Source organism: Paenarthrobacter ureafaciens, assembly GCF_004028095.1.
Lineage (GTDB): Bacteria > Actinomycetota > Actinomycetes > Actinomycetales > Micrococcaceae > Arthrobacter > Arthrobacter ureafaciens.
Window position 1 is genome coordinate 1,992,524 of sequence record NZ_SBHM01000007.1, and the last position, 13,699, is coordinate 2,006,222.

Below are 13,699 nucleotides of genomic sequence, written 5' to 3' on the forward strand. Positions count from 1 at the left end.
GTTGCTACTTGACGGCGCCCGCTGAGAGGCCGGCCACCAGGTGCCGCTGGACCAGGATGAATCCGATGAGGACCGGCAGGCTGACCACAACCGATGCGGCCATGAGCTGGTTCCAGAACACGTCGGATTCGCTGGCATAGGCCTTCAAACCGAGGGACAGCGTCTTGGTGGCCTCATTGGTCAGGACCGAGGCGAACAAGACTTCGCCCCAGGCCGAGATGAATGAGTAGACCGCGACGGCGATGATGCCCGGCTTGGCCACCGGAAGGATCACGCGGAACAGCGCTCCCATCCTTCCCGTGCCGTCGATCATGGATGCTTCCTCCAACTCCTTGGGAATGGAAGCAAAGTACCCGCTGAGCATCCAGATGGCGAACGGCAGGGTGAACGTCATGTAGGTGATGATCAACCCGAGGTAGGAACCCTGGAGCTGCAGTCCGGTGATGTTCCGGATCTGGGTGAAGATCAGGTACAGCGGGAGCAGGAACAGGATGCCGGGGAACATCTGGGTGGACAGGACGGTCAGGCTGAAAACGCGCTTGCCCTTGAACGGCAGCCTCGCGATCGCGTAGGCCGCCAACACAGCGACTGTTACGGAGAACGCAGTGGCGGCGATGGTGATGATGAGGCTGTTCTGGAAGTACTTGGCCAACGGCACGGTGGTCCAGATATCAAAGTACGGAGCGAGCGTGATTTCGCGGGGGATCCACTGGAAAAGGCCGGAAACGTCCTTCAGCGGCTTCAAGGAGGTGGACACTACGACGAACAGCGGTACGGCGACCCAGAGGGACAGGATGGTCAGGACCACGTTCCTCAGGATCCGGAAGTTGCGGGTCTCAATCATTGTCGGCTCCCTTGGGCAGCACCATGCGGATGTAGAAGACAGAAGCGATGAACAGGGCGATCAGCAGCAGGACGCTCATGGCTCCGCCCAGGCCGAAGTTCCAGCTGCCGAACGAGTTCTGGTAGATCAGCGGCGAGATGAGTGTGGCTTCCTTCGGCGACGTGGCACCGAAGAGGACGAACGGAATGTTGAACTGGTTGAAGGTCCACAGCGACATCACCATGAGGAGCACGCCGTTGGCCGGGCGCACCATGGGCAGGGTGATGGTGCGGAACTGCTGCCACAGGGTTGCGCCGTCAATGGCTGCTGCCTCGTAGACGTCGTTGGGCACGTTTTGCAGGGCGGCCATGAGCATCAGGAACGCGAAAGGCCACAGCTGCCAGACGTTGACGATCACCATGGCGCCGAAGGAGTTTTCACCCAGGAGCCAGAAGGGCCGTTCGTCGCCGAAGAGGTGGAGTGTGTCCACCAGGATCTGGTTCACGGCACCGTCGCGCTGGTTGAACATGAAGGCCCAGGCGATGGTTCCGACGTACGCAGGAAGGGCGTAGGGGACCAGGAAGAAGGTCCGCAGGATGGCGCGGCCCTTGAAATTGGAGGAGAGGAACACTGCGCCGGCCATGCCCAGGACCCAGGAGAAGCCCACCACCAGGATGGTGTAGCCCAGGGTGCGGCCCACGGTGCTGAAGAAGGCCTGACCAATGGTGCTTTCCGGGTTCAGGCCGTTGATGAAGTTCTGCAGGCCGACGAACGGGGCGTTGAGCCAGTTGGTCAGGTTCAGCTGGGTCAGGGAGATGAAAGCGATCCAGAAACCCAGGAGCATGGGGCCGATGTGGATCAGGAGTTCAAGGAGGGCGGCCGGGGCGATCAGGCCGTAGGGGAGGAAGGAACGGCGCCGCTTCCGGGGCGCAGGCGCGGCGGTGGCTGGCCCGCCGGGCTCAGGATTGGCAGCGTTGGTGCTGCCTGCAGCGGTCTTGCCGCTGTCCAGCGTTGAGTGGGACATCGAAACTCCTTTGCCGGAGCGGGGGCACCACCGGCAGTGGTGCCCCCGCCCGCGAGGCGTCGTTACTGGGCCGCGGCCATCTGGTTGTTGGCGTCCTTCAGGGCCGCCTTGATGTCGTCTTCGGAAACAGTTCCGGTTGCTGCCTTGGCAAAGAGGTTCTTGATCGCGGTACCCGTGAGGGTCTCCATCTGCCCTTCCTTCGCGATCAGCGGCATGGGCAGGGAGTGGTTGGCCAGGGCATCGTTCTTGGCCTTGACCTCCTCGGTCTGGAACGCAGCGTCCTTGGAGGCTTCGGTCACCACCGGCAGGGAGGAGTATGCCTTGTTCAGGGCAACCTGCTCCTCATCGCTGGTCAGGAACGCGGCAAGCTTGATGGCGTTCGCCTTGTTCTTGCTGTTCTTGAACACACTCAGGTTGATACCGGCCACGTGGCTTTGGGTGGCGCGGTCGCCCGTCGCGTCGGCGGTCATCATGGGGACGGGGGCTACGCCCCAGTCCTTGAAGTCGCGTGCGGCGAAGTTCTTCAGCGGGCTCTGGTCGAACATCATGGCTGCCTTGCCGTTGATGAGGTTGTCCACCTTCTGGGCGCCCTGGCTAAGTTCGGCGTCCGACGGCGACATCACCTTGTCCACTGCCATCAGGTCGACCCACTGCTTGACACCAGCCACCTGCGGATCGCTGTCGAACGTCGGCTTGCCGTCCTTGTCGAAGAGCGTGCCGCCGTTCTGCAGGCCGCGGATAAAGGCCTGGTGGGAGTTGGCGGAAACAGATGCGCCGGCAGCGGTGAAGCCCCACTGGTCCGGCTTGCCGTCGCCGTTGGTGTCCTTGGTCAGCTTCTTGGCGTCAGCGACGAATTCTTCCCAGGTCACAGGAGGCTTTTCGATGCCTGCTTCCTTGAACATCTTCGTGTTGTAGTACATGTTGTACGCCAAGCCGTAGAGCGGGATGGACGTGGGCGTCTTGCCCTCGGCTCCACCGGTGGACCAGCTGGTCTGCAGGAAGCGGTCCTTGCCGCCGATCGCGTCCAGGAGCTCACCTTCCACGGGCTCGAAAGCACCCGTCTCCTGCAGCGTCACGGCCCACGTGTTGCCGATGTTCAGGACATCCGGACCGTCGCCGCTGGTGACAGCCGTCAGGATGCGGTTGTAAAGGTCGGTCCAGCCGATGACTTCCAGCTTGACCTTGACTCCTGTCTTCTCCGTGAAGCGGTCCAGGCTGGGCTTCAGCTTTGCTGCGGTGTCGTCAAGGCTGTTGCCCTGGTCCGACGCCCAGTACGTGATGGTGTCGGAGGAGGCCTGCGTATTATCTCCGCCGCCACACGCGGTCATGCCCAATGCGAGCGCGGCCGTGGCCGTCAGCGCCGATAGGACTTTCAGGGGGTTCTTCATTGTTGCTCCGGTTTTCTCGTCGTCGAGTTGCCTGAGGGGATGGGATCAGGCCGAAAGGGTTGCTGCGGTGGGGTCCCAGTCCTCGGGGAGGGCCGGTACCTTGGCTGCGGAACTTTCCACATCCACAAAGGCGCGGTTATCGATCGACTCCGAGATGGAAGCCATGGTGTCCAGGATGTGGAACGCGAGTTCACCCTGGGCCCGGTGGGGACGGCCTTCACGGATTGCCCGGGCCATCTCCAAAACTCCCGCACCCCGGCTGGCGGTGGAACCCACGGAGGGCACTACCGTCCAGTCGTCAGAGCCAAGGGTGCAAATCCTGACGTCGCCGTCGAACATGTTCGGGTCCGGGAAGGCGATGGTGGCTTCGGTGCCCGTGATCTCGACGAACCCGGCGCGTTTCAGCGGTGAGTCGAAGCTGAAAATGCTCTGGGCGGACTCGCCGCCCTCGAACTCGAGGATGGAGCTGACATGCGTGGGGACCGTGACCTCGAAGCTTTCCCCGGCCTTGGGCCCGGAACCGATGATGCGCGATTCGCGGGACTTGGATCCGAAGGCGGCCACGCGGCGGATGCTGCCGAAGGTCTGCACCAGCGTTGTGAGGTAGTAAGGGCCGATGTCGAAAAGGGGTCCGGCGCCGTCCTGGAAGAGGAAGGCCGGGTTGGGGTGCCATGACTCAGGTCCCGGTGACTGCATCAGGGTCAGAGCGGTCAGCGGGGTGCCGATGTCTCCGCGCTCGATCATCCGCCGCGCCGTCTGCAGCCCGGCACCGAGGAAGGTGTCGGGAGCACAGCCAAGGCGTACACCGGCAGCGTCCGCGGCCTTCAGCAGGCCAAGCCCGCTTTCCCGGTCCAAGGAGAAGGGCTTCTCGCTCCACACGTGCTTGCCGGCGTTGACGGCGAGGGTAGCCACCTCGACGTGGGCAGCAGGAATGGTCAGGTTGATGACGATTTCGACCTCAGGATGGCCGAGGACGGCGTCCACACCTCCGTGGGCGGGAATTCCGTATTCGGCAGCCCGGGCTGCCGCTGCTTCCTCGAACAGGTCGCCGATGGCGAGGACCCGTACATCGGGGAAGCTGGTGAGGTTGTCCAGGTACTGCTTGCTGATGACGCCGGCACCGATGATGCCGACTCCCACGGGACCTGAACCCAGTGGACCGAACGCTGCTCCTGCGGCGTGGCTCATGCGGAGACCTTTCCTGCGCTGAGGTAGTTGTAGCTGTCGCGGACGGCCTCGAACATGTCGCCCTGGAAGTCGTCGAGTTCAACAACGCCGGCTTCCAGGGAACCTGCTGCTGCGAGGACGTCCCAGATGGGCATCTTTCCGTCGCCGACCGCCAGTTGGCTGGAGGGGTCGGAGGTGACGGGACCGTCCTTGATGTGGATGAACTTCACGCGGTCACCGAGTTTGGCCAGGAGTTCGGCCGGATCCTGTCCGCCCACTGCGGCCCAGTACGTGTCCAGTTCCAGGACCACTTCGGGAGCGAGGTTGTCGGCAAGGTGTTCAATGGCGGTCTTTCCGTCAATGACGGACTCAACTTCCCACCAGTGGTTGTGATAGCCCACGCGGACGCCGTATTCCGCGCCTTTGGCCGCGGCCGCGTTGAGCTGTTCTGCGGTGGCTTTGATGTCTTCGATGCTGTTCCAGCGCTCGATCGGAACGTGCGGATCGATCACGGTGCCGATTCCCAGCTGCCGGGCCGCTTCGAAGATGGCGTCCTGGTCATCGCTCAGCAGGGGAGCGTGCCCGGAGGGTGCAGTGAGGTTGTTTTCGGCAAGTGCTTTCTTGAGTTCCGCTGCCTTGGCAACGAACCGGTAGGGCTCCACCATGGTGAACCCGATGTCAGCCAAACGTTGGATGGTTCCAGCAAGATCCTCTTCCAGGGCCTTTCGGACCGTGTAGAGCTGGATCGAGTATGACACTGTCTCTCCTCGTCATTGTGGTTTGAGCGCAGATCGACCCTGGTGATAACCACCATTTGCGGTCGTGATGTGCTGTACCTCACAACCTAGGGGGACTTTTGCCGAGCGTCAAGCAAAAGTTGAAAATACGTCGGCGTTCTTTTGCCGCGTGACACGCATAACCATCCGTGCTATCACTGATTCATGACTTCAGCCCCCGCGAACGACGCCGGAAAAGAGCCCTCTGCGCCGGAGGCCGGAAGTCTTTCCCGCGCTGGTGACCTCTTCCAGCTGCTCCGTGACGGGCAGGCCCGCACCCGCGCCGAACTCGCGCTGACCACCGGACTCGCGCGCTCCACCGTTGCGTCCCGCATCGACGCACTCATCAGCTCCGGGCTCGTAGGACCCGCGGGCGAGGCAAGCTCCAGTGGCGGGCGCCCGCCGTCGCGCTTTGCCTTCAACCCGGCCGCCCGCGTGGTCCTGGCTGTCGACGTCGGCGCCACGCACGTGATTGTTGCGGTCACGGACCTCGGAGGGAAAATCCTTGCCGAGCAGCGGCTCAAGCAAGACGTCTCCGACGGCCCGGACATCGTGCTGGGGCGCGTCATAGCCGCAGGCAAGGAACTGCTCGCCGAGGCAGGACGGGAAATGGGCGACCTCGCCGGCATGGGCATTGGCTTGCCCGGACCCGTGGAACACGACACCGGCCGGCCGGTGAAGCCGCCGATCATGCCGGGTTGGGACGGGTTCGACGTCGTCCCTTACGTCCAGCGCTCGCTGCCTGTCCCGGTTTTGGTGGACAACGACGTGAACATCATGGCACTCGGCGAACGGACCGCTTACTGGCCGGAGCACGAGAACTTCCTGTTCATCAAGGTGGCCACGGGCATCGGTGCCGGCATCATCAGCAGCGGAGAGCTGCAGCGCGGCGCCAACGGAACCGCCGGGGACCTGGGCCACGTCCGCGTACCCCGCGGCGACGAGGTGCTGTGCCGTTGCGGCAACTACGGGTGCCTCGAAGCGCTGGCCTCAGGTCCCGCCGTCGCGCGCCAACTCCACGAGCTTGGGCTGGACGCGTCAACCGGCGCCGACGTGTTGCGGCTGGTCGGTGAGGGGAACCTGCAAGCGATCCAGGCCCTGCGGCAGGCGGGGCGAGACGTCGGGGATGTCCTGGCCACGGTGGTCAACCTGCTGAACCCGTCCATGATCGTGATCGGCGGCAGCGTCGGCGAGGCCGGGGAACATCTCGTGGCCGGTATCCGCGAGGTCGTGTACAGGCGTTCCCTGCCGCTGGCCACCACCCACCTGCGGATCGGCATCTCCATGGCCGGGGACCGCGCTGCCATCCTGGGCGCGAGCCAGATGGTTACCCAGTATGTCCTGTCTCCCGCGGTGATCGAAGCCACGCTGCAGGCAACCGGCTGAGCCGTCTTTTTTCGGGGCTGGGCGGCGCCGTGATAGCAATGAAACTGATGAAAACGTTTCCTGAGATCCTGCGGCCCGTTCCGTGAACCAATTGCTTGCCAAAGTTCCGCGCGGTTGGTTGATCCTTGCCTGCATCGGACTCATCGCCCTCAACATGCGCGGGCCGTTCGTTGCCGTTGCGCCGGTGGTGGACTCGCTGCGCATGGACCTTGGATTCTCGCCGGTCGAGTTGGGCTTGCTGACCGGCATTCCCGTGCTGTGCTTCTCGCTCGCATCCCCACTGGCATCCCTCGCCGGACGGCGCTTCGGGGCCGAATTCGCCGTCATGCTTACCCTGCTGGGAGTGCTGGCCGGCGTTGTGGTGCGCTCCAGCGGGGGAGGCGTGCCCGTGATGGTGGGTACGGTGCTCATCGGCGTCGCCATCACCATCGGCAACATCGCAGTGCCCTTGATCATCCGTCGCGACTTCGCCCCACGCAGGCAAGCCACGGCCATGGGCGTCTACACCGCGGCGTTGAACATCGGCTCGTTCCTGACGTCCGTGATCACTGCGCCGCTCGCGGATCTGCTGGGCTGGCGGTTGTCCCTCGCCGCCAGCGCCCTGCTGGCGCTGGCTGCGATCGTGTTTTGGATTCCTACCGTTGGTGTCCGCCGCGCCCTGGTTCCGGCGCCCGTGCCCGCTGCTCCGCCGTCGGGTTCCGGACGGGTGGCCGGCGTCCGATGGCTGATAGCCGGGCTGACTGTTGGCTTCGCCGGGCAGGCGTTCTCCTATTACGGCGTCACGGCCTGGCTGCCCAGCTTCCTGTCCGATGAACTCGGGATGGGTACCGCCGAGGCCGGCGCAGGGTCCTCGCTGTTCCAGATCTTCGCGATTGTGGGCGGCCTGGGCGTTCCGCTCCTGGCCCGCTTCACCAGTACGACGACGGTCGCGGTCACCTTGAGCGCGCTGTGGCTGAGCGTTCCCGTGGGCCTGCTGCTGGCCCCGCAGCTGTGGTGGCTCTGGTCCTCGATGGGCGGAGTAGCCCAGGGTGGCGGCATCACGGTGATCTTCATTGCCGTCATCAGGTTCGCCCGCGACCAGGCCTCGGCCGGCAAGATGTCCGCCGTCGTGCAGGGCGTTGGCTACTGCTTTGCCGCGCTTGCTCCCACAATCGTTGGCTACGTCCATGACGTGTCCGCAGGGTGGACCGCGCCGCTGCTGGTCATCCTCGGCTCGGTCCTCGCGTTCTGTGTGTGCACCACGCTGTCGGTGCGCTGGGTCGCCCGCCAGCCTTAACCCCAACTGGGTCGCAGTTAAGCACGTTCTGAGCCCCCAAAACGTGCTTAACTGCGACCCAGATGGGTGGTTTTTCCGGTGCTGGGCTGCCTCCCCGGCCTTCGGGGTCACTTGTTGCGAAGAGTGCAGGCAGCCCAGCGTCGGGGCTTTCGGTTTGTCGTTCCCAGGCGTTGCTGCTCCTAGGCGGCGACGAGTTCTTCAGCCGTCGCTTCTTCCCGGGCCTCGGTGAGGTAGCGGGCGTACGCCGGGATGGTCAGGAACGTGGGGAACTCTTCCGTGAGGGTGACTTCTTCGAAGATGCTGCGGGCGTCTGCGAAGCGGTCTCCGTCGAAGCGTTCCAGGCGGGCGAATTCCTCATCCAGCATGTCCTGGACCCATTCGCGGGAGATGATATCGCCGTGTTCGGTGATGGCGTGGGAGTGGATCCACTGCCAGAGCTGGGAGCGGGAGATCTCGGCAGTGGCGGCGTCTTCCATGAGGTTGTGGATGGCCACTGCGCCGTTGCCCCGGAGCCAGGACTCGATGTAGCGGATGCCCACCTCGATGTTCTGGCGGATGCCGGCCTCGGTGATGGTGCCCTGGGTGCTGGCGATGTCGATCAAGGCGCGGTCATCCGGGGTCACGTCTTCGCGGCTCTTGGTGAGCTGGTTGGGCGCTTCGCCAAGTACCGAGTCGAAGACTTCGCGGCACACCGGTACCAGGTCCGGATGGGCTACCCAGGAACCGTCAAAACCGTCGTTGGCTTCGCGGGTCTTATCCGCACGGACCTTCTCGAAGGAGGCTGTGTTGGCTGCCTCGTCCTTGCGGTTGGGTACTGCTGCCGCCATGCCCCCGATTGCCATGGCGCCGCGGCGGTGGCAGGCCCGGACCAGCTGTTCGGTGTAGGCGCGCATGAACGGCTGGGTCATGGTCACCTGGCCGCGGTCCGGCAGGACGAAACGCGGCCCGCGGGTGCGGAAGTTCTTGATCAGGGAGAAGATGTAGTCCCACCGGCCGGCGTTGAGCCCGGACGCGTGGTCGCGCAGTTCGTAGAGGATCTCCTCCATTTCGAACGCTGCGGTGATGGTTTCGATCAGCACCGTGGCCCGGATGGTTCCTTGCGGGATGCCCAGCAGGTCCTGGGCCAGGATGAAGATGTCGTTCCAGAGCCGTGCTTCGAGGTGGTTCTCGATCTTGGGCAGGTAGAAGTAAGGGCCCTTGCCCTGGGCGAGGAGGCGGCGGGCGTTGTGGAAGAAGTAGAGCCCGAAGTCCACGATGCCGCCGGCGATCGGCTTGCCATCGATCAGCATGTGCTTCTCCGGCAGGTGCCAGCCACGGGGCCGGACCACGATGGTGGGCAGGTCCTCGGCGGCCTTGAGCTTGTATTCCTTGCCTTCGGGGGTTGTGAAGTCGATCCGGCGCTCCAAAGCGTCAGTCAGGTTGAGCTGGCCCTGGATGACGTTGCGCCACGTCGGAGTGGAGGAGTCTTCCATGTCCGCCAGCCACACCTTCGCCCCCGAGTTCAGGGCGTTGATGGTCATCTTCTTGTCCACTGGTCCGGTGATTTCCACGCGGCGGTCCTCCAGCCCCGGGGCCGGGGGAGCCACCCGCCACGACGGGTCATTCCGGATGGCCTCGGTGTGCGGCAGGAAGCGCGGGTCCTGGCCGGAGGAGATTGCGTTGCGGCGTGCGTGCCGTGCCTGCATGAGTTCCTGCCGGCGCTCGGCGGTGGCCCGGTGCAGCTTGCCGACAAACTCAAGCGCGTCCGGAGTCAGGACCTCGCCCTGCCGGCAAATGGGCTGCGCAGTCAAAGTGATGCCGTTGATGGTGAAGTTGTCGGTGAAGCTGTTCATTGGAGTTGTCCCTTCAGGAACCAACTGACTGGCGGTAGTGGTTGTTCTGAACGTTCAGAACAACCACTACTGCCATCTAGTTGGGAAAGTGGGCCCACGGCCGCCGGGTTCCCTCGCGAGCTTGCGAGCGGAGGGGGCGGCTGGGGATTAGTGGAATTGGCCTTCTTCGGTCGATCCGACCAAGGCGAGGGTGGAAGCGTTCGGGTTGAGCGCTGTGGCGATGTCGTCGAAGTAGCCGGTGCCGACTTCGCGCTGGTGCTTGGTAGCGGTGTAGCCGCGGGATTCGGAGGCGAATTCCTTTTCCTGGAGCTCGACGTAGGCGCTCATGCCTTCGCGGGCGTAGCCGTGGGCGAGGTCGAACATCGAGTAGTTCAGGGCGTGGAAGCCGGCCAGGGTGATGAACTGGAACGTGAAGCCCATGGCGCCGAGTTCGCGCTGGAACTTGGCTATGGTGGCGTCGTCCAGGTGCTTACGCCAGTTGAACGACGGCGAGCAGTTGTAGGAAAGCATCTGGTCCGGGTACTCGGCCTTGACGGCTTCGGCGAACTTGCGGGCCAGTTCCAGGTCCGGGGTGCCCGTCTCCATCCAGATCAGGTCGGAGTACGGAGCGTAGGCCTTGGCACGGGCGATGCAGGGCTCGATGCCGTTGCGGACCTTGTAGAAGCCCTCGGCCGTGCGTTCTCCGGTGATGAATTCGCGGTCGCGTTCGTCAACATCGGAGGTGATCAGGGTTGCGGCCTCGGCGTCGGTGCGGGCGATGACCACCGTGGGGGTGCCGGCGACGTCGGCAGCCAGGCGGGCTGCGTTGAGGGTCCGGATGTGCTGCTGGGTGGGGATCAGGACCTTGCCGCCGAGGTGGCCGCACTTCTTCTCCGAAGCGAGCTGGTCCTCCCAGTGAACACCCGAGGCGCCTGCGGTAATCATGGATTTCATGAGTTCGTAGGCGTTCAGCGGGCCACCGAAACCGGCCTCGGCGTCGGCCACGATCGGGACCAGCCAGTCCTCAACAGTCTTGATGCCCTCGGCGTACTCGATCTGGTCGGCACGCAGCAGCGCGTTGTTGATCCGGCGCACAACCTGCGGAACCGAGTTGGCCGGGTAGAGCGACTGATCCGGGTAGGTGTGACCGGAGAGGTTGGCGTCAGCGGCGACCTGCCAACCCGAAAGGTAGATGGCGCGCAGGCCTGCCTTGACCTGCTGTACTGCCTGGTTGCCGGTCAGGGCGCCGAGGGCGTTGGTGTAGCCGCCGGTGGGTGCTTCCTCGGTGAGCTGCTTCCAGAGCTTTTCCGAACCGCGGCGGGCCAGGGTGTGCTCTTCGGAGACGCGACCACGGAGGCGGACGACGTCGGCAGCCGAGTAATCACGGGTGACGCCCTCCCAGCGCGGGTTGGCGGACCATTCAAGTTCCAGCGCCGCGGCCTGCTGCTCAGCGGTCAACTCTGGTTCAAACGATGCGGTCATTGCATGTCTCCTCGTATCCAAGCGGCTCCCGGGCCGGCCTCCGCTGCGTCCTTGCTGCTTCGGCCGGCTCACCCGGGGTCTGTATTTCTTTTCGTGAGAACTACTTTTCTGCACTTTCCAAGCTCTTTCTAGATAAATCCTCTGGAAAGAAATGCAGTTCTTCGCGTATTCTCAAGAAATGTCGCCTGTGAGCTGGAGCCGCGAAGTCGCGTCGCCGTCGTCGTCCCCTACGTCCCCCGAACTGGACGTGATCAGCCTTGGCCGCCGCGTGCGCCACCTGCGCAAGCAAGCCGGCCTGACGCTCGATGACCTGAGTGCCGCCGTCGGGACCGCGCCGAGCCAACTGAGCCTGATCGAAAACGGCAAACGCGAGCCCAAGCTGGGGCTGCTGCAACACCTTGCCTCCGCGTTGAACGTGAGCATCGACCAACTGCTCGGAGCTGAGCCGCCAAGCCGCCGCGCCGCCCTGGAAATCGAGCTGGAGCGGTACCAGCGCGGACCGCTGTACGAGTCCTTGAACCTGCCAAAAATCCGCATCAGTTCGCGGCTTCCGTTGGAGGTTCTGGAGGCGCAGGTCGGGCTGCTTCAGGAACTCGAACGCAAGCTCAACGAGCAAGCCGCGACGCCGGAAGAAGCCCGCCGCGCGAACGGCGAGTTGCGTGCCATGATGCGCGAGCGCGGTAACTATTTCCCCGAGTACGAGGCCGAGGCGCAGAAGGTCCTCAAGGGCGTGGGCTACACCTCCGGGCCGTTGAGCCAGCACGTCATCGCGGACATCGCCGAGAACCTGGGATTCTCACTGCACCACGTCAGCGACCTGCCGCATTCCACCCGGTCCGTGACCGATTTGAAGAACCGCAGAATTTACCTAACGCAGAACCAGCGGCAGGACCACGATCCCCGGTCGGTCCTGCTGCAGGCGCTGGGGCACTACGTCCTGGGGCACGGGACTCCCAAGAACTACGGTGACTTCCTGGCGCAGAGAGTGGCCACCAACTACTTTGCGGCGGCATTGCTGCTGCCGGAGCAGGCAACGTTGGATTTCCTGCTGAAGGCCAAGGCCGCCAAGGAGATCGCCGTGGAGGACATCCGGGACGCTTTCGCGGTGTCCTACGAAACTGCGGCCCACCGTTTCACCAACCTGGCGACCCAACACCTGGGCATCACCACCCACTTCCAGAAAACCCACCAGTCCGGGATCATCTACAAGGCCTACGAGAACGACGGCGTCGCCTTCCCGCAGGACCACACCGGCGCCATTGAGGGGCAGCCGTCGTGCAAGGCGTGGACGTCCCGAGCGGTGTTCGACGTACCGGACAAGTTCAGCGCCTACAGCCAGTACACGGACACTCCCTCCGGCACGTACTGGTGCACGGCGCGGACCGAGCGTTCCGCCGCCGGCGAGTTTTCGCTCAGCATCGGGGTGCCTTACCAGCACGTGAAGTGGTTCCGCGGGCGGGAGACCACGGCCAGGGCCACCTCCAATTGCCCGGATCCGAACTGCTGCAAGCGGCCACCGGCCGAACTGGCCAACGAGTGGGCCGGCAACGCCTGGCCGTCCGCCCGGGCCCATTCGCACCTGCTGGCCGCGATGCCCCCGGGCGCGTTCCCGGGCGTGGATGAGACCGAGGTGTACAGCTTCCTGGCGGCGCACTCCGCGCGTTGAGCGGGGCCTCCGCGCGCTAACGGGACTCCGGCGAGTTCGCGGCAACCCTGCGGTGACGCTGGAAGTTTCCGGGGGTCCTTGGCGGTTTCCCGCGATCACGGCGCAGGACGGCGGTTTCCCGCGATCACGGCGCAGGACGGCGGCTAACGAACCAGCCGCGCCACCAGGACTGCCGCAGCATCAACGACGTCGTCCGCTTCCTTCTTGGTGGCACTCAAGGCGACCTCGTGGCCGGCAACCGTGATGATGTCGGTGATCACCGCGACGGTGAGGCGGCCCAAAGTGTCCTCGGCCGTTCCGAGAAGGACCGAATTCTGGCGCACCCATTCCCGCCCGCGCTCGCGACGCAGGACCTCGAAGCCGGGGGGAGCATCGCCCTCGAAGAAGACGCGTTCCAGCGCGCGGTGCTTCCAGGTGTAGTCGAAGTACGTGCGGCTGCCGACGTCGAAGAGCGCCAAGGGATCGTTTTCGCCGGACTTCCGGGCCTTGGCAACGGCGGCCGCCACCAGCCGTTCGTGCTCGTTTTGGTAGTCGTCCCAGAGGGCAAGGAAGAGCTCTGTCTTGCCGCCGAAGTGATGGTAAAGGCTTCCGACGCTGGACCTGGCCCGCGTGACGATGTCCGAGATGCCGGCGTCCGTGAAGCCCAGTTCGCTGAAAACCGCAGCGGCCGCGTCCAGCAGCTTGCGTTGGGTAGTCGCTGTCCGGGACCACTGCCAGGAGCCGGAATGGACTGCGGCGTCGGAGGTTTTCCGAACCATCGAGCCTCCCCGGGACAGCCTGAATCCTTGACCAAGTCCAAATTACAGTAAATAATTCTGGAAGTCCGTTCTAGAAAATAAGTATTGCGCTATGTGTCCGAATGCTGCGATTTTTGACGCCAAAGGCGCCCTGCGGGCCAGG

11 protein-coding genes are annotated in these 13,699 nt (G+C 64.2%); 3 read left to right on the forward strand and 8 right to left on the reverse strand.

Annotated elements, in window-relative coordinates:
• Positions 1 to 4: 4 nt before the first annotated feature.
• From AUR_RS13635 to AUR_RS13655, 5 genes are all read right to left on the reverse strand, one after another.
• The gene (locus tag AUR_RS13635) at positions 5 to 844 is read right to left on the reverse strand and encodes a carbohydrate ABC transporter permease (RefSeq protein WP_021471622.1); all 840 of its coding nucleotides are present in this window, start codon (positions 842 to 844) and stop codon (positions 5 to 7) included.
• Complete coding sequence (locus tag AUR_RS13640) at positions 837 to 1,847, reverse strand: carbohydrate ABC transporter permease (RefSeq protein ID WP_128397181.1); 1,011 nt, start codon at positions 1,845 to 1,847, stop codon at positions 837 to 839. Before AUR_RS13640 ends, AUR_RS13635 begins: the two co-directional genes overlap by 8 nt.
• Before the next feature lie 62 nt (positions 1,848 to 1,909).
• Positions 1,910 to 3,235 carry an ABC transporter substrate-binding protein gene (locus AUR_RS13645; protein ID WP_021471620.1) on the reverse strand — a complete coding sequence of 442 codons (1,326 nt, stop codon included), beginning with the start codon at positions 3,233 to 3,235 and terminating at the stop codon, positions 1,910 to 1,912.
• A gap of 45 nt (positions 3,236 to 3,280) precedes the next feature.
• The gene (locus AUR_RS13650; protein WP_062095108.1) at positions 3,281 to 4,423 is read right to left on the reverse strand and encodes a Gfo/Idh/MocA family protein; all 1,143 of its coding nucleotides are present in this window, start codon (positions 4,421 to 4,423) and stop codon (positions 3,281 to 3,283) included.
• The gene (locus AUR_RS13655; protein WP_021471618.1) at positions 4,420 to 5,160 is read right to left on the reverse strand and encodes a sugar phosphate isomerase/epimerase family protein; all 741 of its coding nucleotides are present in this window, start codon (positions 5,158 to 5,160) and stop codon (positions 4,420 to 4,422) included. Before AUR_RS13655 ends, AUR_RS13650 begins: the two co-directional genes overlap by 4 nt.
• Before the next feature lie 183 nt (positions 5,161 to 5,343).
• Here AUR_RS13655 and AUR_RS13660 point away from each other — a divergent pair, with 183 nt between their 5' ends.
• Together AUR_RS13660 and AUR_RS13665 are read left to right on the forward strand one after the other, a co-directional pair.
• Positions 5,344 to 6,564 carry an ROK family transcriptional regulator gene (locus tag AUR_RS13660; protein ID WP_062095110.1) on the forward strand — a complete coding sequence of 407 codons (1,221 nt, stop codon included), beginning with the start codon at positions 5,344 to 5,346 and terminating at the stop codon, positions 6,562 to 6,564.
• An 82-nt stretch (positions 6,565 to 6,646) separates the two neighbouring features.
• Positions 6,647 to 7,840: an MFS transporter gene (locus tag AUR_RS13665; protein ID WP_021471616.1), complete on the forward strand. Its 1,194-nt coding sequence runs from the start codon at positions 6,647 to 6,649 to the stop codon at positions 7,838 to 7,840.
• A 179-nt stretch (positions 7,841 to 8,019) separates the two neighbouring features.
• On the opposite strand, the gene aceB is transcribed toward AUR_RS13665, so the two are convergent.
• Positions 8,020 to 9,672 carry a malate synthase A gene (gene aceB, locus AUR_RS13670; protein ID WP_062095112.1) on the reverse strand — a complete coding sequence of 551 codons (1,653 nt, stop codon included), beginning with the start codon at positions 9,670 to 9,672 and terminating at the stop codon, positions 8,020 to 8,022.
• 147 nt (positions 9,673 to 9,819) lie between these two features.
• Positions 9,820 to 11,133 carry an isocitrate lyase gene (gene aceA / locus AUR_RS13675; RefSeq protein WP_021471614.1) on the reverse strand — a complete coding sequence of 438 codons (1,314 nt, stop codon included), beginning with the start codon at positions 11,131 to 11,133 and terminating at the stop codon, positions 9,820 to 9,822.
• A gap of 151 nt (positions 11,134 to 11,284) precedes the next feature.
• Here aceA and AUR_RS13680 point away from each other — a divergent pair, with 151 nt between their 5' ends.
• On the forward strand, positions 11,285 to 12,799 hold the full coding sequence (locus AUR_RS13680; RefSeq protein WP_021471613.1) for an XRE family transcriptional regulator: 1,515 nt from the start codon (positions 11,285 to 11,287) through the stop codon (positions 12,797 to 12,799).
• 143 nt (positions 12,800 to 12,942) lie between these two features.
• Here AUR_RS13680 and AUR_RS13685 read toward each other — a convergent pair whose 3' ends face one another.
• Positions 12,943 to 13,557 carry a TetR/AcrR family transcriptional regulator gene (locus tag AUR_RS13685; protein ID WP_062095114.1) on the reverse strand — a complete coding sequence of 205 codons (615 nt, stop codon included), beginning with the start codon at positions 13,555 to 13,557 and terminating at the stop codon, positions 12,943 to 12,945.
• Between the last annotated feature and the right edge of the window lie 142 nt (positions 13,558 to 13,699).

Bases quoted from the DNA above. Each gene is read 5' to 3' on its own strand.
- AUR_RS13680 (WP_021471613.1), top strand. From the start codon at position 11,285: ATGCAGTTCTTCGCGTATTCTCAAGAAATGTCGCCTGTGAGCTGGAGC.
- AUR_RS13660 (WP_062095110.1), top strand. From the start codon at position 5,344: ATGACTTCAGCCCCCGCGAACGACGCCGGAAAAGAGCCCTCTGCGCCG.
- aceA (WP_021471614.1), bottom strand. From the start codon at position 11,133: ATGACCGCATCGTTTGAACCAGAGTTGACCGCTGAGCAGCAGGCCGCG.
- AUR_RS13650 (WP_062095108.1), bottom strand. From the start codon at position 4,423: ATGAGCCACGCCGCAGGAGCAGCGTTCGGTCCACTGGGTTCAGGTCCC.
- AUR_RS13635 (WP_021471622.1), bottom strand. From the start codon at position 844: ATGATTGAGACCCGCAACTTCCGGATCCTGAGGAACGTGGTCCTGACC.
- AUR_RS13640 (WP_128397181.1), bottom strand. From the start codon at position 1,847: ATGTCCCACTCAACGCTGGACAGCGGCAAGACCGCTGCAGGCAGCACC.
- aceB (WP_062095112.1), bottom strand. From the start codon at position 9,672: ATGAACAGCTTCACCGACAACTTCACCATCAACGGCATCACTTTGACT.
- AUR_RS13685 (WP_062095114.1), bottom strand. From the start codon at position 13,557: ATGGTTCGGAAAACCTCCGACGCCGCAGTCCATTCCGGCTCCTGGCAG.
- AUR_RS13645 (WP_021471620.1), bottom strand. From the start codon at position 3,235: ATGAAGAACCCCCTGAAAGTCCTATCGGCGCTGACGGCCACGGCCGCG.